This window comes from Burkholderia sp. JPY481 (assembly GCF_038900515.1).
GTDB lineage: Bacteria > Pseudomonadota > Gammaproteobacteria > Burkholderiales > Burkholderiaceae > Paraburkholderia > Paraburkholderia youngii.
Map to the genome: position 1 here is coordinate 150,761 of NZ_JAYMRT010000003.1, position 19,141 is coordinate 169,901.

Consider the following 19,141-nt stretch of genomic DNA (forward strand, 5'->3'; position numbering starts at 1 on the left):
ATACTATCCGGTCAATGATTTGACGATTTCGGACATGAAAGCCGCTTTCGAACATGTGGATTTTGGCCGGGACTGTTCGGTCAGGGTTTACCACCGCCGGCTGCCCCGCATCCCTTTCGAATGGCACCACCATCCCGAGTACGAGCTGACGCTGACGATGAACAGTCAGGGCAAGCGGTACATCGGCGACTCGGTCGCGACCTACGGTGCGGACGATCTGGTGCTGGTGCCGCCGAATCTGCCGCACACGTGGGCCTCGAACCGCTCGATCGATGCGGCGCATCCGCAGGTCGCGATCGTCGTCTGGTTCGACGGCGCGTGGCTGCGGCGACTCGCCGATGTCTGCCCCGAATACAACGGCCTATGCGACCTGTTGCGCAGAGCGGCCTGCGGCCTCGCGTTCGAAGACGGAGCCGGCACGCGCATGCGCGCACACCTGGACCGCCTGCTGTCCGACAAACCGCGCGACCGCTTGCAGGCGGCGCTCGACGTGCTGGACCTGCTGTCGACGCTTCCCGCCACGCCGCTCGCGTCCCCAAGCGCATTCGATGCGCGGACCGGCGCAGCGACTGGCTACGAATCCGATCAGCTCAATCGCGCGCTCGCATTGATCGAGACACAGTTCGCGCATCCGCTGCGGCTTTCCGCGCTTGCCAAGGCGTCTGGGCTGTCCGAGCGCTCTTTGACGCGGCATTTCACGCAGCATCTTGGCGAGACCGTCGGGCGCTACGTGACGCGTGTGCGAATCGGCCACGCGTGCCGGATGTTGACGGCCACACAGGCGCCGATTTCCGTCATTGCGACGCGCTCCGGGTTTGCGAACGTCGCGAATTTCAACCGGCAATTCAAAGCCGCCAAGGCCATGACACCGGTTGAATTCAGGCACCAGTTCGCCGGCGCGCGGCGTGCCGAGCAACAGATGTCGCCGCAACTCACCGAGCGCTCGCCTTCTCTTCAGAGACTCCGCAACAAAGAAGACGGCAAGCGAACGTCCCGGCCAACACGTGCCGGCCGGCAGTCCGAATGAGCGAACTTCCCGGCGAGCCGCAGGAGAAAAGACGCGCCGCCGCCGTGTAGGACTAAGGTCTGATTGATGGCAAATGCGTGCGTGCGACTATGCTTCGGGGGTGAAACCCGAACTTAGCGAGGTTCGCGATGCGGCAGGCCAAGATCGTTATCGTCGGCGCGGGGCTGGTTGGGGGATCGGCAGCCCTGTTCGTGGCGTTGGCCATTCCGAGCGCGAAAGTCGTCATCATCGACGTCGCGCGGGTGCGCGCTGAAGGACAGGCTCTGGATCTCGCCCACGCCGCGGCATTCTGGGGGCACAGCCGGTTCCGCGCAGGGGACTACGAAGACGCGCGCGACGCCGACATCGTCGTGATCACGGCCGGCGCCGGCGTCAAACCCGGCGAGACGCGCCTGCACCTTGCCAGAACCAATGCGGACATCGCGAGCGAAATCGTCGGGCGCATCGCGCCGCTCGCGCCCGAAGCCATCTACCTGATCGCGACCAACCCCTGCGACGTGCTGACCGGCGCCGTTTACGACCAGCTGCGTTGCGAGCGCGAGCGCGTCATCAGCACCGGCACCTCGCTCGATACCGGGCGGCTGCGCTCCCTGTTGTCCGAACGGCTCGGCGTGGTGGCCTCCGCGATTCACGCCTATGTGCTCGGCGAGCATGGCGAATCGGCGGTGATCCAGTGGTCCGCCGCGACCGTCTGCGGCATGCCCCTCGAAACCTTCCTGACGAGGAACGGCAAGGAGCTGGGCCCCGCCAGCCGGGATCTGATCCTGCGCTCCGTTCACGAGGCGGCGAAGCTCATCAAGGAAGGCAAAGGCGCCACCCATTACGGCATCGCCAGCGCGATAGGAAGGATCTGCGAGGCCATCGTGCACGACACCGATCTGATCCTGACGGTCGGCATCGTCGAGCCCGAAGTGGAAGGCATACCGGACGTGTGCGTGTCGCTGCCGATGGTCGTCAACGGCGCGGGCGCGCGCCTGATCGCCTATCCTGAACTTGACCCTATCGAGCGCGAGGCCTTGCTGGGAAGCGCGCGCATCGTCAAGGAGGCGACGGAAAGCGTGCTTCACCAGCGGTGACGCTTTCCCGCGCACTCCGAAAAGACCCAGCAACGCCGGCACGAGGTCCAACATGGCTCCCACACCTGCCAAGGTTTCACAGCCCACCAGCTCCCCGCCCGCCACGCCGAAGCCCTCGGTCGGACTGCCGGCGGGCATCTGGAAATATCTGGTGCCGATCGCGGTCGGCCTCGTGCTGTGGTTCTTGCCCGCGCCCGCCGGTCTGCAGCCGAAGGCCTGGCATATGTTCGCCGTGTTCGTCGCGACCATTGCGGGCATCATGACCGCCCCGCTGCCGATGTCGGTGGTTGCCATCATCGGCTCGACCATCGGTGTGCTGGCCGGCGTTCTGACGTTCGCCGACGTCACGCGATCCACCGGCACCGACCTCGTCTGGCTCGTGATGCTGGCGTTTTTCATATCCCGCGGCGTGATCAAGACCGGCCTTGGCCGCCGCATCGCGCTTCTGTTCATGCGATTGCTGGGAAAGCGCACGACGGGGCTCGGCTACGGGCTCGTGTTGACCGAACTGGTGATTTCGCCCGCGATGCCGAGCATCACCGCGCGCGCGGGCGGCGTGATGTTGCCTATCACGCGAGCGATTTCCGAAGTGCTGGGCAGTCACGCCGACGATCCAGAATCACGCGCGAAGGTGGGACGCTATCTGATTCTCTGCGCCTTTCACGCGAACATCATCACGGCGGGTATGTTCATCACGGCGATGGCGGGCAATCCGCTGGCGGTCAAGCTGGCCGCGGACCAGGGCGTGTCGATCAGCTGGCTCGACTGGGCGCTGGCGGCGTCGATCCCCGGTCTGCTGTGCCTCGCCGTGATTCCGATCGCGATGCTGTGGATCGCACCGCCGCACGTCAGACGCACCCCCGATGCGACCGATCTCGCGCAACGGGAGCTCGCAACGATGGGCTCCATCTCGGTCAAAGAAATCATCATGGCGTGCATCTTCGTCGGCCTGCTGGTGCTGTGGGTATTCGGCGACGATCTCGGCATCGGCGCGACGCTCGCGGCGGCGATCGGCGTGTCGTTGCTGTTCATCAGCGGCGTGCTGACGTGGCAGGACGCACTGAACGAAAAGTCCGCCTGGGACACGATGATCTGGATCGGCCTGCTCATCATGCTGGCCTCCAAGCTCAACGAATATGGCATGGTGGCCTGGTTCGGCAAGGAATTCGGCCAGCATCTCGCGGGCTTTCCGATGCTGGCCGTCTATATGCTGGTCGCGGTGATCTATGTTTACATTCACTACTTTTTCGCCAGCGCCACCGCGCATATCAGCGCGCTGTTTCCACTTTCGATGGCGCTGATGGTCGCCGCGGGCGTCCCGCCCTTCGTCGCCGCGGTCTCGCTCGGCATTCTCAGCAATGTGAACGGTTGCCTGACGCAATATGGCATCGGCTCCGGTCCGGTCATGTTCGGCGCGGGCTACGTGACGCAGGGCGAATGGTGGAAGGCGGGCTTTTTGATGAGCCTGTTTTACATGGTCGCCTGGCTGGTGGTTGGACCGCTTTGGTGGAAGGTGCTGGGGCACGTATGAGACAACGCGACTTTCGACGCGCGGACCGGACGGCCCGCGCACATGTGATTCTGCTGCGCTTCCCGCTTCGTCAATCGCGAGCGGGCGTGATTCGCGCGAGTTCGCCGGTCGTCATCGAGCGGCGCCGATCACCGCGACGCCGTCCGCGGCCCTGACGTTCTCGCCAGCCGGCGACACGAAGATCGCCTACTTGCCCGCGCCGCTCGCCTCGAAACTCCCTCGGTCATAAGCTTCGCAATAAGCCTTCCAATCCGCCGCGACCTGCGCCTCGCACTGCGTTGCCAGATCAATCAACGGCAGTTGCCAATCGCGCCGACTGCCGAACGCGATCAGATCATCGGCGATCGCCGACTTCTGGCGCCCTCCGCTGCGCAAATGCGCCCACGCGCTCAACTCGGCCATGCTGTTGATCACCGCCTCGAGCCGTGGCAGCTTGCCGTCCCAATCGGCAAGCGCGACGCGATCTTCCGATGGCTGCAAGCTGCGCAGCACATAGGAGCGCTGATTGAATTCGACCGCGTGCAAAAAGGCCTGCGAGACCGCCTGATTGCGCCGCTGCACCTCGACGACACGCTGCGCCTCGGTCTGCCACTTCGGCTGCGTTGCCGTCACGTGCGCACTGACCGACGATGACAGCGCCTCTTTCAGATCGATCAGGTAGTTGCCATCGGGCGAGCCCTTGCCCTCGACCAGAATCACGTAGCGATCGACACCGAGACTGCCCGTGCCCGCGATGCGTCGCGCGACATCGAGCGTGCGGTAGAAGTCCGGATTCGGCTCCGTCGCCGCGAACTGCTGCATGAACCGCACGACGGCCGCGCGTCTTTCATCACTGACGGGCAGCGCTTTCCTGCCGTCTACCTTCAGCATGCGCGTCTTGCCCTTGAGCACCGTGCGCCGGTCCAGATGCGCGGCGCGCGTGCGGCTCGCGAGCGCGACGAACAGGTCGCGCACCAGGCCGGTCGCGGTCTCCGCTTCGATCCAGCGCGACTTGCCGTATGCGAGCGCGGCGCCGTAGGCATCGAGCGCGGTGTGGCATAGCGCGAGCGCCTCGGCGCGGCTCAGCTTCAGATCGGCCGCGCCGACCAGCACGCTCGTCAACAGACGCACCAGCTCGTATGGAGCCGGCGCGAGACAGGCTTCGTCGAAGTCGTTGTTGTCGAAGTAGACGAGGCGATTGTCGCCCTTGTAGCTGCCGAAATTTTCGAGGTGCATGTCGCCGCAGATCCACACGTGCGGCGCGTCGTCGAGCACGCTCGCGCGCGGCAGTCGCTGATAGAACAGATGACAGGTGCCGCGCAAAAACAAGAACGGCGAGCCGCGCATGGCTTTGTATTTCATCGCGAGCCGTTCGGGGTCGCGCCCGGCGTTGAAACTGGCGATGATCTTTGCGATGTCGGACATAGCGGGTTCCGTTGAATGAGCAAGCTCGACGTGAGCTGCGTGCCTGCTGCTGTGACCTCGGCGCGTGCCGCGAATTCAATGCCGGGTCCGGTGCGGATGCAGCGAACCCGGCGCGTTGAGCACGTCGTTGATCGCGGTCATGACGAGCGCCGTGATCGGCGTCGGCTGAGCGGCCGCCGCACTCCTGACCGCCGCCCACATTTCCTGCTGCAGGCGCAGCCGCCGATGCGGCCGCGCTCCGCGCGCATTCACCCCTCCCCGCCAAACCTGCGCCGATACGCTCCCGGACTCGTCAACGCGATCCGACGAAAATGCCGCCGCAACGACTCTTCCGAGCCGAACCCCGCCCGCTCGGCGACGCGCGCCATCGGTAGCGGCGTCGCCGCTTCGAGCAATTCACGGGCAAGCGCGACGCGCTCCCTGACGAGCCATTCATAGGGCGCCATGCCGGTCGCGTCGCGGAACTGCCGTTGCAGCGTGCGCGTGCTCATCGCCGCCCGCCTGGCCAGCGAGCTCAGCGTATGCGGCTCGGCCGCATGGCTGCGCAGCCAGTCCATCAGCTTCGCGATCCGTCCGCTTTCGTCGTGCGCCATTGGTCGCGGCACGAACTGCGCCTGGCCACCCTCGCGATGCGGCGGCACCACGAGCCGTTGCGCGACCCGATTCGCGACCGCGCCGCCATGATCGCGCCGCACCAGATGCAGCAGCATGTCGAGCCCGGCCGCCGATCCCGCCGACGTGATCACCTGCCCTTCATCGACATACAGCGCTTCGGGCTGCACGCGCAGTTGCGGATAGTGCTGCTGCAACTTGTCCGCGTAGCGCCAGTGGGTCGTCACGGTCTTGCCGTCGAGCACGCCGGCCGCCGCGAGCACGAACACGCCCGAGCAGATCGAGCAGAGCCGCGCGCCGCGCTCGTAGGCCGCGCGAAGCCTCCGCAGCAGCGCGGCCGGCGGCACTTCGTCGGCATCGCGCCAACCCGGAATCACGATCGTGTCGGCGCTCGCGAGCAGCTTCAGCGTGTACGGCGCGGCCAGCGTGATGCCGCCCGCCGCGCGGATCGGTCCGGGCTCGCCCGCGCAGACCGCGAAGCGATACCACGGCACGCCGAGCTCGGGACGCTCGAGCGCGAACAGTTCGGTCACGCAGCCGAATTCGAAGGTGCAGAGCCGGTCATAGGCCAGCGCGACGACGAGATGATTGTGCATGGCGCGATGTTACCGAAGATTGACGATCACGCCACTTACCGGGTGACCCGCCACCCGCCACAATCGACTCGGCCACCAGACCACCCGATCAACTCCTCGTTCCTTGCCATGACCCACGACAACCTCACCACCGCCCCGAACGCCGTCACCGCGATTCCCGCCGCCGACAGCGCCGCCGCGATCGCGCACTTCCACGCGTCGCTGCGCTTCGAAACCGATTGCGCCGACGTCCACGCCGCGCTCGCGAGCGGCGCGCCCGGCTTCGTGCTGCTCGACGTGCGCGGTCCCGCGCTGTTCGCGCAGGGCCACGTGCCCGGCGCGCTGAATTTGCCGCACGGCAAGATCGTCGCGTCGAAGCTCGCGGCTTATGCGCCGGATACGCTGTTCGTCACCTATTGCGCGGGCCCGCACTGCAACGGCGCGGCGCGCGGCGCACTGCGGCTCGCCCAGCTTGGGCGGCCCGTCAAGCTGATGGCGGGCGGCGTCACCGGCTGGCTCGACGAGGGTTTCGCGCTCAGCCGTCACGACGCCGATCCGGCTTCTGACCCGCGCTCCGCCGCATAGCGCGGTCCGCACTCGGACAAGCCGTCCAGTGCGGCATTCGCCTTGGTCCGCCGGCCCGTTTTGGCCCCTGTTAGCCACGCGCAAATAAGTTAAACAAAATGCGAAGAGTGCCGATAAGATGTCAAGCCGCATTCCTCGCGCGGCGGATCCAACATGCAGAGTTCCTACAATTTATGGCTCGTGGCGATTTCGTTCGCGGTTGCGACGCTCGCGTCGTACACCGCGCTCGATCTGACGGGCCGCATCTTCCTGCTCGCCTCGGCGCGCCGGCGGCATGCCTGGCGGCTCGGCGGCGCGCTCGCGCTCGGTGTCGGCATCTGGTCGATGCACTTCGTCGCGATGCTCGCGTTCTCGCTGCCCATCCCGCTCGGCTACGACCTCGCGTTGACCGCCTGTTCGCTGGCGCTCGCGATCGGCGCTTCGTATCTGGCACTCTTCCTGACCACCCAGCAGCGCCTGACGCCAGCCCGGCTGCTGGCGGGCGGTGTGGTGATGGGAATCGGTATCGCCGGCATGCACTACACCGGGATGGCGGCGCTGCGCATGGCGCCCGCGATCCACTACCAGCCCGTATGGTTCGCGGCCTCGATCGCGATCGCGATCGGCGCATCGAGCGCCGCGCTGTGGATGGCGCGCGCGCTCAGCAACGAACACGAGCGTCATATCGCGCGCAAACGTCTGGCCGCGGCGCTGGTGATGGGCGTCGCGATCAGCGGCATGCACTATACGGCGATGGGCGCCGCGGATTTCGCGCCCGGTGCGATCTGCGGCGCGGCCAACGACATGGACGCGCAATGGCTCGCCACCGCGGTGATCCTGCTCACGTTCGCGGTGCTGATCGTCACGCTGATGCTGTCGCGCTTCGACGTGCGCACCACCTTCCTGCTCGGCGCGGTGTCGAAGCTGAACGGCCAGATCGTGCGCCTCGCGACGCTCGACGTGCTGACGGGCCTGCCGAACCGCGCGACGCTGACCGAGCGGATCGAGCGCGCGATTAGCGGCGCGCGCCGCCAGCGCACGTCGTTCGCGGTGCTGTTCATGGATCTCGACGGCTTCAAGACGATCAACGATTCGCTCGGTCACTCGGCCGGCGACGCGGTGCTGTCCGCCTTCGCGCAACGCCTGCAGCAATGCGTGCGTTCGAGCGACACCGTCGCGCGGCTCGGCGGCGACGAGTTCGTCGTGCTCGCGGAACACCTCACGAGCGGCGACGACGCGGCCGCGCTCGCCGACGGCGTGCTCGAGCGGATGCGCCAGGGCACGTGGAGCGACGAACAACCGCTGCAGGTCATGCCGAGCATCGGCATTGCACTCTATCCGCGCGATGGCGACAGCGTCGAGACGCTGCTCCAGCACGCGGACGCCGCGATGTACGAAGCGAAGCGCGCCGGCCGCGGCACCTACCGCTTCTTCGAGCGCAGCATGAACGAGGCCGCCACGCGCACGCTGCAGATCCAGCAAGTGCTGCACGACGCCTTCGCGAATGAGCGTTTTTCGCTGCTGTTCCAGCCGAAGTTTCAGCGCGGCGGCGAAGCGCTCGCGGGCGCCGAGGCGCTGATCCGCTTGCACGATCCGGAGCTGGGGGCGCTTACGCCAGCCGAATTCATCCCGGTCGCCGAGCGCTCCGGGCAGATCGTGCAAATAGGCTACTGGGTCGTGCGCGAGACCTGCCGGCGCATTCGTGGCTGGATCGAACAGGGCCTGCCGGCGATGAAGGTGGCGATCAATCTGTCGCCGCGTCAGTTGCTGCAGCCGGACCTCGTCGAGACGATCCAGGAGATCGTCAGGAACGAGGGTGTCGCGTGCGAGCAGATCATGTTCGAGATCACCGAGACTGTCGCGATGCAGGACGCCGCGCGCACCGTCGAGGTGATCCGCGCGTTTCAGGCGAGCGGCTTCGACATCTCGATCGACGACTTCGGCACCGGCTATTCGAGCCTCGCGTATCTGCAGCGCTTTCAGGTGAAGCAGCTGAAGATCGACCGCTTCTTCACCCATGGTCTCGACGCGAACGGCGCGGCGGGCAGCGCGATCGTGTCGGCGATCATCGCGCTCGCGCACTCACTCGAAATGGACGTGGTCGCCGAGGGCGTCGAGACCCAATCGCAGCTCGACAAGCTGCGCTCGATGATGTGCGACGAAATGCAGGGCTACCTGCTCGGCAAACCAGTCAGCGCCGACGACTTCGGCGCCATGCTCCGCAGCAGAACGATGGGCGCGAGCGGAGTGGCTATCTAGGCTGCGTCTCTCCCAACGCCACGAGCCGTTCGGTCAACGCCGCGCTCGCGCGCGTCATCGGCAAACGCAGTTCATTGCGCACCCACCCCGTCGCCGCGAGCAGCGCCTTCACCGGCGCGGGGTTCGGTTCGGCGAACGCGAGCTGGATCTGCGGCACGAGCGCGTGAAAAATTTGCCTTCCTTCGTCGAGCTTGCCCTCTGTCAACGCGCGGTACAGCGCGACGAAACGCTCGGGCCGCCAATGCGCGGACGCCGCGATCGCTCCACTGCCACCCGCGCACAACGTCGAGAAGAGCTCGAGGTCGTTGCCCGCGAGCACCTGCAGACGGCCATCGCGAACTAGCGCGAGCGTCGTGTCGAGCGAACCGGCGCAATCCTTGACCGCCTGAATTCGCGGATGCGCGGCGAGCGTCAGCAGCGTGTCGAGTTCCAGCCGCACGCCGGTGCGCTGCGGAATGTCGTAGAGCACGACCGGATGCGCGCTCGCGTCGGCCAGCGCGCTGAAATGCGCGACGATGCCGTCCTGCGCGGGTCGCGTGTAATACGGCGCGGCGATCAGCACACCGGCAATCGGCAACAGATTCAACTGCTCGATCCGTGCGCGCATGCTCGCCGTGTGATTGCCCGAGACGCCGACCAGCACCGGCAGCGCGCGCCGCTGCGCGTCGGTGGCGTTGGCCTGCGCGGCGGCGAGAATCGTCGCGAGCACGGCGTCCTGTTCGGCGGCGTCGAGCGTGGCGGGCTCGCCGGTCGTGCCGAGCGCGACGAGCCCGGCCACGCCGGCGTCCGCATAGCGACGCACCAGCGCGCGCAACGCGGCATGATCGACGGCGCCGTCGGCGAACGGCGTGATCAGCGGAATCCAGATACCCGAGAAATCAGACATGTTTGCTACCTCGATGACGACCGTATCGAATCCGGTCAGCGGTGCGAGGGAGAACACAGGAGAGAGCCGCAGGCGGGCGGTCGACCGGTCGTTCCGTCGCATCTGACGACGGAACAGCGTGCTCCGGTCAGATGAGCGGCTGTTTTTTGGCTTTGGCGCCGACGTTACGCGAAACACCGTTCGCGCGTGCGACTGCCGCGCTCGCGAGAGCGGCGCGGGCGAAGATCGACGAACGGAGCGGGAACATAGGGCCGGAGTGCATGAACCGCAGTGTAACCGCGAAACCCGCGCGGCGGGGCCTCAGGCGCCTCACGAAGCAACTCGCGCAGGAAAACGCTTGACATCTACGCGCCGGAAACTAATATACGCACCGCGTACACCAACGCGTTTTGCTGTCTGACTCCCGCCGACCCCACACTTGCGACAGGTGCCCTCATGAGCGTTCCGCAACAAGCCTTCCTACGCGATGCGATGCGTCGCCTGAATATGACGCGCGATACGTTCGCTAACCGTATCGGCGTGTCACGCCGGGCGCTGGACACGTGGCTGCTGCCGGACGACTCGCAGGAATCGCGGGCGATGCCGGAAATCGTCGAGCGTTTCGTGTCGGAGATCGTCGCCAATACGGAGCCGGGCGAAGGATATACGCAAAGCGTAGACTCGCAATCGCTCGCCAGCCAGATGCTGTTCGAGGGCAAGCCGCAGTTGCTGTCGGTCGATCAGTTTTCGCGCGACTCGGTCGAGGCGCTGTTTCGCGTCGCCGACATCATGCAGCCGATCGCGCGGCGCCGCAAAATCTCGCGTGTGCTCGAAGGCGCGGTGCTCGGCAATCTGTTCTTCGAGGCGAGCACGCGCACCCGCGTGAGCTTCGGCGCGGCGTTTTGCCGGCTCGGCGGCTCGGTGTGCGACACGACCGGCTTCACGTTTTCGTCGATGGCGAAAGGCGAATCGATCTACGACACGAGCCGCGTGATGAGCGGCTATGTCGACGCGCTGGTGATCCGCCACCCGGAGCAAGGGTCCGTGGCCGAATTCGCGCGCGCGACCAACGTGCCGGTGATCAACGGCGGCGACGGTCCCGGCGAGCATCCGAGCCAGGCGCTGCTCGATCTATACACGATCCAGCGCGAGTTCTCGCGCCTGGGCAAGATCGTCGACGGCGCACACATCGCGCTGGTCGGCGACCTCAAGTACGGACGTACCGTGCATTCGCTCGTGAAGCTGCTGGCGCTGTATCGCGGCATCAAGTTCACGCTGATTTCGCCGCCGATGCTCGAAATGCCGGGCTATATCATCGAGCAGATTTCGCGCAACGGTCACGTGATCGAACAGACGCATGACCTGCGCACCGGTCTGCGCGGCGCGGACGTCGTGTATGCGACGCGCATCCAGAAGGAGCGCTTCACCGACGAATCGTTCGAAGGCTATACGCCCGACTTTCAGATCAACCAGGCGCTCGTCGATAGCATGTGCGGCGCCGACACGCTGATCATGCACCCGCTGCCGCGCGACAGCCGGCCCGGCGCGAACGATTTGAGCACCGACCTCAATCACGACTCACGGCTCGCGATTTTCCGGCAGACCGACAACGGCATTCCGGTGCGGATGGCGATTTTCGCGGTCCTGCTCGGCGTCGACAAACAGGTCCAGCATTCGATGCGCGATGCCACGTGGCGCCCGCCCGTCTACCTGGGCCCGGACGACGCGGTGTTTCACGGAATCGATTGACGCGGACAGCTGTGTCCGCCCCTCAGGCCGCGGCCGCGGCGCGCGCGTCACGCATTTCGCGCGCCGCCTGCCTGAACGTGCCGGCAAAGAACAGCACCTGGTATTTGACCGCGTTCGACCAGTACTTCCATGTATGGCCGCCAGGCCGCTCGGCGTAATCGTGTGGCACGCCGAGTTCCACGAGCCGCTCGTGCAGCAGACGGTTCGATTGCACGAGCGAGTCGTTCACGCCGCAATCGATCGTCAGGGCGATGTGGTCGCGGCCGAAATCCTCGGCGCTGGCGACGATCGCCTCGCTATCCCAGAAGTCCGCATGTTGGGACGGGTCGCCGAACACCCGCGCGATGCCGGGCTCGTCCTCGCTGCTGCGCGGGTCCACCGCACCGCTGATGCTGCCCGCCGCGCCGAACGTGTCGGGCATGTCGAGCGCAATGCGTAGCGCGCCGAATCCGCCCATGCTCAAGCCCGTGATCGCGCGTGCCTGCCTCGTCGCGATGGTGCGGAAATGGCCGTCGATATAGCCAACCACTTCGGTGCCCACGTAGGTTTCATAGCGGCTGCGCGGATCGACGGGACTATCGATGTACCAGCTATCGCGGCCGCCGTCGGGCATCACGAGGATCACCTGATAGCGATCGGCGAGCTTGCCGATATGCGAATTCGCGGTCCAGTCCGTGTAATCGCCGCCTGAGCCGTGCAGTACATAGACGACCGGAAAGCGCGCGGCCTGGTCGCCACGCGCGTACTGATCGGGCAGCACGACGGTGGCGTCGAACGTACGATGCATCGCCGCGCTCGGGATCGTGACGACGCGCGCCTGGAACGCCCACGCCGGCGATGCGATCAGCATCAAAATGAGCCAGAACCTACGAACTGGATTCATGGTGGGTCGCCCTTCCGCTCGTTGCCGCTAGCTTCCGGCTGCATACCTTCGTCAGGCGTCCGAACAACACCGTCCCGGCGCGCCTCGGCCTGTGTCCGTCGACGACTCTAGCAATGGCGACTTACAGCCATATTTCAGCGAAGCATACGATCCAGTCAGGCTTCAGCCGCTTCGTTCGCTTGCGTTGCGCACGCTACGCCGACATCTTCGACGTGCACGGAAAACCCAACCTGCCCCGGCGCCAGATCGTCCCGCAATGTGAGCGCCGGGATCTCATATGCACCGCCATTCTGCGGCCGGAACGCGATCGGCGCGGTCGTCCACAACGTGTCGAGCCGTCGCCCGAGCGCCGCGCTGACCTCGGCATACTTCGCGTCGTCGATACGGCTCGTGCGGTAGACGACGAACGGCGGCAACACGTCGAAGCCAGGGTAGTACAGCACGCCGTGCTGGATCGGGAACAGCACGTCGTCGATCGGACCGTTGATGCCGCGCGCGCTGTAGTGCGACTCCCAGCCGCCCGTCGTGACGACCAGCATCGCGCGCTTGCCCGCGAAACGGCCTTCGCCGTAACGCTCGCCCCAGCGCGCATCGGAATGCTCGCCGACGCCATACGCGAGACCGTACGCATAGACGCGCTCCACCCAGCCCTTCATGATCGCCGGCATCGAGAACCACCACAGCGGAAACTGCAGGATCACCGCATCGGCCCACTTCAGCTTGTCCTGCTCGCGCGCGATGTCCTCGCTCTGCAAGCCGTTCTCGAACGCATGCTTCGATTCGAGCGACGCGAAGAAGCGCTCGGCGCTGTGACGCTCGCGGGTGTCGTGCGCATCGAGCGACGCTTTCCAGTTCATCGCGTACAGATCGGACACCTGCACCGTATGGCCGGCGCGTTCGAGATGACGGACAGCGAAATCCTTCAGTGAACCGTTCAACGACTTCGGTTCGGGATGCGCATAGATGATAAGAACGTTCATGATGGGACCTTCGTGGCTGAAAACAGTCACGATAGTCATCGCCGAGGTATATTGGAAATGAATTCCGAATATGTCAGGTATTGCCGTGGTTAATCTCAGAAGACTCGACCTCAACCTGCTGGTCACGCTCGATGTGCTGCTGGAAGAGCACAATGTGACCCGCGCCGCCGAACGGCTGAACTTCTCGCAGCCGTCGGTCAGCGTGCATCTGGCGAAACTGCGCGACGTATTCGGCGATCCGCTGCTCTTGCCCGGACCACGCGGCATGCGGCCCACCGCGAAAGCGCAGCAACTGCGCGAGCCGCTACGCGAAGCGCTCGACGCACTGCAGCGCGCGGTCGCGCCAACCAGCCCGTTCGATCCGGCCGCGGCGACGCAAACCTGGCGCATTGCCGCAACGGACTATGCGGAGTCGACGATCATCCTGCCGATGCTGGCAGGCTTGCGCGCGGCGGCGCCCGGCACGCGTCTCGCGATCGTCGAGGCGGTGCCGCCAAGGCTCGCTCGCCAGGCCGAACAGGGCGACATCGATATCGGTTTCCATACGAGCGAAGGCGCGCCCGAAGGCTTGCGCCGCCGCGTGCTGTTTGCCGAGCGCTACGTACTGGTCGGCCGCGCGGGTCATCCCAAGCTGAAGCGCCGACCCACGCTCGCGCAGTTCAGCAAGCTCGAACACGTGATCGTATCGCCAGATGGCGGCGGCTTTTTCGGCGTCACCGACGAGACGCTCGCAAAGCTGGGGCTTGCGCGCAAGGTCGTGCTGTCGGTGCCGCACTTTCTGTTCATGCAGTCGGTGCTCGCGAGCACCGATCTCGTGGGGATGCTGCCCGCGCGTCTCGTGCGCGGCTCGGACACATTGCGGATGGTCGAGCCGCCGGTCGAGGTGCCGGGCTACGAGATGGCGATGCTTTGGCATGAGCGTGTGCATCGCGATCCCGCGCATCAATGGTTGCGGGAGTTTATTGCGGCGTCGGTGTAATCAGCCCTTTTCGGCGCCGATCGCATCCAGTTGATCGAGCACTTCGTCGCTGAGCTTCAACTGCGCCGACTGCAGATTTTCGCGCAGATGTGCCACCGAAGACGTGCCCGGAATCAGCAGAATGTTAGGCGCCCGATGCAACAGCCAGGCGAGCGCGACCTGCATCGGCGTCGCCTCGAGCTTGCGCGCAAGCTCCGACAGCTCCGACGATTGAATCGGCGTAAAGCCACCCAGCGGAAAGAACGGCACGTAGGCAATGCCCTGCTCCGCGAGCGCATCGATCAACGCATCGTCGTCGCGATGCACGAGGTTGTAGTGGTTCTGCACGCACACGACCTTCGTGATGCGCTGCGCTTCGGCGATCTGCGCGGCCGTCACGTTGCTCAGGCCGACATGCCGCACGAGCCCGCGCTGCTGCAGCTCGGCGAGCGCCGTGACCTGCTTTTCGATCGAGCCCTCGCTCGGCTCGTGCACGTTGCCCATCACGCGCAGGTTGACTACGTCGAGCACATCAAGGCCGAGGTTGCGCAGATTGTCGTGCACCGCGCGCTCGAGGTCGGCGGGCTCCTGAGCCGGCAGCCATGCGCCGGCGCTGTCGCGCACCGCGCCGATCTTCGTGACGATCGTCAGATCGCGCGGATACGGGTGCAGTGCCTCGCGGATCACCTGGTTGGTCACGTGCGGCCCGTAAAAATCGCTGGTATCGATGTGGTCGACGCCCAAGGTAACGGCCTCGCGCAGCACCGCGAGCGCCGCGGCGCGGTCTTTCGGCGGCCCGAACACGCCGGGGCCGGCCAGCTGCATCGCGCCATAGCCCATGCGCCGCACCGCGCGGCCGGCTAGCACGAAAGTGTCGATGGAGCTGAAGTTCGGCATCACGATCTCCTTGTGAAGTGATGAGCGGCAGTATCGCCGCAATTGCGTTGTTGAATAAACCGGTCTAACGTGTACGGGTTGTTCAAAATTCTGCACAATCAATCGTCATGGAACTGAATGATCTGGCCGCCTTCGTGTCGGTTTCCCGCGCCGGCGGCTTTCGCGACGCGGCGCGTGTGAGCGGGGTGTCGGCGTCGAGTCTGAGCGTCGCGGTGCGACGCCTGGAAACGAAACTCGGGCTGCGCCTGTTGAACCGCACCACGCGCAGCGTCGCGCCGACCGAAGCCGGGCTGCGTCTGATCGAGAAGCTGACGCCGCTGTTCGGCGAAATGGAAGCGGCGCTCGACGTGCTGAACGGCTTTCGCGACAAGCCGACCGGCACGCTGAAGCTCAACGTGCCATCGAGCGTCGCGCGCATCGTGCTGCCCGACGTGCTCGCGCGCTTTCTGAAGCAGTACCCGGATATTCGCGTCGAGGTGGTGGTCGAGGATGGTTTCGTCGATGTGCTGTCGATCGGTTGCGATGCGGGCATTCGCTACGACGAACGCCTCGAGCAGGACATGATCGCGGTGCCGATCGGCGCGCGCGTGCAGCGCTTCGCGACCGCCGCGTCGCCCGCGTATCTCGACGCGCACGGCCGTCCGCAGCATCCCAGCGAACTGCTCGCGCATGCCTGCCTGCGCGGCCAGTTCGCGAGCGGCGCGATGCCGACCTGGTACTTCGAGCGCGACGGCGAGCTGCTGCAATTGAATCCGACCGGACCGCTGCTGGTGCGGCCCGGCGCAGCGATAGACCTCGCGGTCAGCGGCGCGGTCGCGGGTCTCGGCATCGTTCACCTGTTCGAAGACATGCTGCGCCCGCATCTGGACAGCGGCGCGCTCGAAGCGATTCTCGAACCGTGGTGGCAGCGGTTTTCAGGGCCTTTTCTGTACTATCCCGGCCATCGCCATGTGCCCGCGCCGCTGCGCGCGTTCGTCGATTTTCTGAAGGCCGACTCAACACGCGGTTGATTTGAACACACGACGGTGATCGTGCCGTATCAGCAGCGTGGCGTGCAGAGTTGCGCGATCGTGCTCAAAAACAGATCCGCGCCGATCGGCTTCAGCAAACATGCGCTGCAGTACTGCGCTTCGCTGTCCGAGGGCGGCACCGCGGTATGGACCAGAATCGGTACGTCGACCGATAACGGCATCGATTTCAAACGGCGGCACAACTCCGCGCCGTCCATGATCGGCATCATCCAGTCCGTAACAATCAGGTCGGGAACGTGAGCGACGACACAGGCGAGCGCTTCGGCGCCGTTGCTCGCGCAACTCACCTCATACCCTTCGCTTTCCAGAATCAGCCGCCACGCGGCTAGAATTTCCGGTTCGTCGTCCACCAGCAATATCGAATACATCATGGTTTGCTGACGAAACTTGCTTCTTGTCTGACCAGAGTCTCGCAAGAGGTGTTCCACACGCGGCAATTGCGCGGATAATGACGCGGGTTGCCGGCGCACATCGGATGCCTGGCCGATTGCCGGCGCAAACAGGTCTGCGGTGCCCGCGCCGAACCGAGGCGTTCGGAACCGTTCGCGTGTTTGTATGTTGTAGAAACTCCATTCCGGTATCCATCATGACCGACCGACGCGTGAGCCCGCTGCGCAATTTCGCCAACTTCATCCGTGCGGAACGGGGCCGTCTGACGCGGCAATGGATGCATGCCGTCGCCATCGACGCCGATCTCGTCGAAGCGGACAAGCTCACCTATCAACAGCTGGTCGACCATATGCCGGAAATCCTCGACCAGCTGTGCATGGCGCTCGATGCGGAAGATCTCGAACGCGCCGAATCATCGATCGAGCGCGACGCGAAGAAGCACGGCAATGTCCGTTGGCAGCAGGGCTACCGGATCGAAGAGCTGGTGCGCGAACTGGACCTCTTCGAGCAGGTGCTCGTCGGAGCGCTCGAAGAATTCGTCGAACGCGACCGGACTTGCACGCGCCGCCACGAGAGCCGCGCGCGGCGTCTGATCGCCGAAGCATTCAGCGTGGTCAGGTATGCGTCGATCAAGGAAGTGGTCGGCGAGCGTGATCGCAAGATCGACGAATACACGGGCCGGCTCGAACGCGCGAATGACGAACTGACGCTCAAGCAACGGCTGGTCGGCGATCTGTATGATTCGCGCATGCAGATCACACGCAGCGTCGCGCACGATCTGCGCAATTTCCTCAACGCGTTTTCGGTCGCGCTGCAACTGATCGAGCGAGCGCCGTCGCAAGCCGATGCCGCGCTGACACTCGCGAACCGTCAGGCCGCCGACATGAAGCAACTGGTCGACCAGATGGTCGAGTACTCGGTCGTGCTCGGCGACGCGGCGACACTCGTGCTCGAAGACGTCGATTTGCGCGAACTCTTCGACGAACTCATCGCTTCCATGCAGCCGTCGATCGACGCGAAAGGACTCGCGCTGCGCAGCGAGTTCGACGCGGCGCTGCCGGTCGTCACGTCGAATCGGCTGAAGCTCAAGCAGATCGCGGTCAATCTGTTGTCCAACGCGATCAAGTACACGAAGTCGGGACAAGTCGAATTCCAGTTCGCGATGCATGGCGTCGAACACTGGGCGATTCGCGTGTCCGACACCGGCGTCGGCATCGCGCCCGCCGATGCGGAGCGCGTGTTCGACGAGTTCGAGCGCGCGGCCGGCGAGGAAATCCCTGGCACGGGTCTGGGGCTCGCGATCGTCAAGGAGCTATGCCGCGTGCTCGATGGACAGATCGAGTTTGCGTCGCGCGAGGGCGTGGGGACCACGTTCGAGATCCGGTTTCCGCTGCATGTTCAATGACCCGACCCATCGCATGATCCATCTGCATACTGCGCGCTTCCCCGAACAGATCGAGGCCGTACGGACCATCTTCCGCGAGTACGCGGAGAGTCTCGGCTTCGATCTCTGCTTCCAGCAATTCGACGACGAACTCGCCAGCCTGCCGGGCAAATTCGCAGCGCCACGCGGCCGCGTGCTGCTCGCGAGCAACGGCTCGGGCGACGATCCCGGCGATATCATCGGCTGTGTCGCAATGCGTCCGATCGACGACACCATCTGCGAAATGAAACGCCTGTATGTGCGTCCGGCGGGACGCGGGCTGCATGTGGGGCGGCAACTCGCCACGCGTATCCTGGCGGCCGCGAAAGAAGCGGGCTATCGCCGCATGCGTCTCGACACGCTGCCCACTATGCAAGCGGCACTCGGGCTCTACGCATCGCTGGATTTCGAACCGATCGACGCTTACGTGTTCAATCCGATCCCCGGCGCGATTTTTCTGGAATGCGATCTGACGCGGCCGCGTTCAATGTGATCGCGGTGCCGGCCTGACCCAGCCTGCGGATAGGCACTCCCTCATCGCGCCGTTCTGCTCTCTCAATCCACGCACGACGATCTCGGACGATTTGCCGTCACGCCGCGCGAGTTCGGCCAGGTCGAGCAACGCGGCGTAGCGCGCGGAACAGTCTCTCGTCGCGCTGGCGGCGGGATTCGCGCGACGGTCGTCGTTGGCGTCGCTGGTGTCGATGACTGCGTGGATTGCCGAAAACGTCGCCACGACGATCGTCGCGAGTGCGGCCGTTTTGCGGAGCGCGCGCCACGCGGACCCTTCCGCCGCTCGCCAACGACGCGCCGCCTCATCAGATGGTGGGTGCTGGCCCGCCGCGCCGCACATGACGTCGCACCGCGCTGCGCGACGTGAGCGCCACGACTCGACGCGGGTTCTGATTCGCATCGCC

At 65.3% G+C, this 19,141-nt stretch carries 19 protein-coding genes; 10 read left to right on the forward strand and 9 right to left on the reverse strand.

The window, feature by feature from the left end:
* The first annotated feature begins 34 nt into the window (after positions 1-34).
* The 3 genes from VSR82_RS10025 (at position 35) to VSR82_RS10035 (ending at position 3,634) form a co-directional block, all read left to right on the forward strand.
* The gene (locus VSR82_RS10025; protein ID WP_429457318.1) at positions 35-1,027 is read left to right on the forward strand and encodes a cupin domain-containing protein; all 993 of its coding nucleotides are present in this window, start codon (positions 35-37) and stop codon (positions 1,025-1,027) included.
* 128 nt (positions 1,028-1,155) lie between these two features.
* Entirely contained in the window at positions 1,156-2,103 is a 948-nt protein-coding gene (locus VSR82_RS10030) for a lactate/malate family dehydrogenase (RefSeq protein WP_368585832.1), read from the forward strand.
* Between the two features lie 52 nt (positions 2,104-2,155).
* The gene (locus VSR82_RS10035; protein WP_429457316.1) at positions 2,156-3,634 is read left to right on the forward strand and encodes a DASS family sodium-coupled anion symporter; all 1,479 of its coding nucleotides are present in this window, start codon (positions 2,156-2,158) and stop codon (positions 3,632-3,634) included.
* Between the two features lie 186 nt (positions 3,635-3,820).
* On the opposite strand, the gene VSR82_RS10040 is transcribed toward VSR82_RS10035, so the two are convergent.
* From VSR82_RS10040 to ftrA, 3 genes are all read right to left on the reverse strand, one after another.
* Positions 3,821-5,038: a DUF2252 domain-containing protein gene (locus VSR82_RS10040; RefSeq protein WP_429457314.1), complete on the reverse strand. Its 1,218-nt coding sequence runs from the start codon at positions 5,036-5,038 to the stop codon at positions 3,821-3,823.
* Positions 5,039-5,113: 75 nt separating this feature from the next.
* Positions 5,114-5,290 (reverse strand): hypothetical protein, encoded by a 177-nt coding sequence (locus tag VSR82_RS10045; RefSeq protein ID WP_368585835.1) that lies wholly within the window; start codon positions 5,288-5,290, stop codon positions 5,114-5,116.
* Entirely contained in the window at positions 5,287-6,246 is a 960-nt protein-coding gene (gene ftrA / locus VSR82_RS10050; RefSeq protein ID WP_410850363.1) for a transcriptional regulator FtrA, read from the reverse strand. Before ftrA ends, VSR82_RS10045 begins: the two co-directional genes overlap by 4 nt.
* Positions 6,247-6,354: 108 nt before the next feature.
* On the opposite strand from ftrA, the gene VSR82_RS10055 reads away from it, so the two are divergent.
* Together VSR82_RS10055 and VSR82_RS10060 are read left to right on the forward strand one after the other, a co-directional pair.
* On the forward strand, positions 6,355-6,810 hold the full coding sequence (locus VSR82_RS10055; RefSeq protein WP_429457311.1) for a rhodanese-like domain-containing protein: 456 nt from the start codon (positions 6,355-6,357) through the stop codon (positions 6,808-6,810).
* Positions 6,811-6,963: 153 nt separating this feature from the next.
* Positions 6,964-9,048, forward strand: a complete 2,085-nt coding sequence (locus tag VSR82_RS10060; protein ID WP_429457309.1) for a putative bifunctional diguanylate cyclase/phosphodiesterase — start codon at positions 6,964-6,966, stop codon at positions 9,046-9,048.
* Here the strand turns inward: VSR82_RS10060 and dapA are convergent.
* The gene (dapA, locus tag VSR82_RS10065) at positions 9,041-9,934 is read right to left on the reverse strand and encodes a 4-hydroxy-tetrahydrodipicolinate synthase (protein ID WP_429457307.1); all 894 of its coding nucleotides are present in this window, start codon (positions 9,932-9,934) and stop codon (positions 9,041-9,043) included. The two genes, VSR82_RS10060 and dapA, sit on opposite strands and share 8 nt — an antisense overlap.
* Positions 9,935-10,369: 435 nt before the next feature.
* Here dapA and VSR82_RS10070 point away from each other — a divergent pair, with 435 nt between their 5' ends.
* Positions 10,370-11,662, forward strand: coding sequence for an aspartate carbamoyltransferase (locus VSR82_RS10070; RefSeq protein ID WP_013091330.1), 1,293 nt, complete (start codon positions 10,370-10,372; stop codon positions 11,660-11,662).
* A 22-nt stretch (positions 11,663-11,684) separates the two neighbouring features.
* Here VSR82_RS10070 and VSR82_RS10075 read toward each other — a convergent pair whose 3' ends face one another.
* Both VSR82_RS10075 and VSR82_RS10080 read right to left on the reverse strand, forming a co-directional pair.
* Positions 11,685-12,545: an alpha/beta hydrolase gene (locus VSR82_RS10075; RefSeq protein ID WP_368585840.1), complete on the reverse strand. Its 861-nt coding sequence runs from the start codon at positions 12,543-12,545 to the stop codon at positions 11,685-11,687.
* A 155-nt stretch (positions 12,546-12,700) separates the two neighbouring features.
* Complete coding sequence (locus VSR82_RS10080; protein WP_368585841.1) at positions 12,701-13,525, reverse strand: NAD(P)H-dependent oxidoreductase; 825 nt, start codon at positions 13,523-13,525, stop codon at positions 12,701-12,703.
* Positions 13,526-13,595: 70 nt separating this feature from the next.
* Between VSR82_RS10080 and VSR82_RS10085 the strand changes: the two genes are divergently transcribed.
* Positions 13,596-14,504, forward strand: coding sequence for a LysR family transcriptional regulator (locus tag VSR82_RS10085; RefSeq protein WP_429457304.1), 909 nt, complete (start codon positions 13,596-13,598; stop codon positions 14,502-14,504).
* On the opposite strand, the gene VSR82_RS10090 is transcribed toward VSR82_RS10085, so the two are convergent.
* Positions 14,505-15,380 carry an aldo/keto reductase family oxidoreductase gene (locus VSR82_RS10090; protein WP_429457302.1) on the reverse strand — a complete coding sequence of 292 codons (876 nt, stop codon included), beginning with the start codon at positions 15,378-15,380 and terminating at the stop codon, positions 14,505-14,507. It lies immediately after the preceding gene.
* Positions 15,381-15,487: 107 nt separating this feature from the next.
* Here VSR82_RS10090 and VSR82_RS10095 point away from each other — a divergent pair, with 107 nt between their 5' ends.
* Entirely contained in the window at positions 15,488-16,390 is a 903-nt protein-coding gene (locus VSR82_RS10095) for a LysR family transcriptional regulator (RefSeq protein WP_410850358.1), read from the forward strand.
* A gap of 29 nt (positions 16,391-16,419) precedes the next feature.
* On the opposite strand, the gene VSR82_RS10100 is transcribed toward VSR82_RS10095, so the two are convergent.
* On the reverse strand, positions 16,420-16,779 hold the full coding sequence (locus tag VSR82_RS10100; protein WP_410850357.1) for a response regulator: 360 nt from the start codon (positions 16,777-16,779) through the stop codon (positions 16,420-16,422).
* 218 nt (positions 16,780-16,997) lie between these two features.
* Between VSR82_RS10100 and VSR82_RS10105 the strand changes: the two genes are divergently transcribed.
* Both VSR82_RS10105 and VSR82_RS10110 read left to right on the forward strand, forming a co-directional pair.
* Entirely contained in the window at positions 16,998-18,206 is a 1,209-nt protein-coding gene (locus VSR82_RS10105) for a sensor histidine kinase (RefSeq protein WP_429457299.1), read from the forward strand.
* 13 nt (positions 18,207-18,219) lie between these two features.
* Positions 18,220-18,717 carry a GNAT family N-acetyltransferase gene (locus VSR82_RS10110; RefSeq protein ID WP_410850356.1) on the forward strand — a complete coding sequence of 166 codons (498 nt, stop codon included), beginning with the start codon at positions 18,220-18,222 and terminating at the stop codon, positions 18,715-18,717.
* Here VSR82_RS10110 and VSR82_RS10115 read toward each other — a convergent pair.
* Positions 18,709-19,137 (reverse strand): hypothetical protein, encoded by a 429-nt coding sequence (locus tag VSR82_RS10115; protein ID WP_429457297.1) that lies wholly within the window; start codon positions 19,135-19,137, stop codon positions 18,709-18,711. The two genes, VSR82_RS10110 and VSR82_RS10115, sit on opposite strands and share 9 nt — an antisense overlap.
* Between the last annotated feature and the right edge of the window lie 4 nt (positions 19,138-19,141).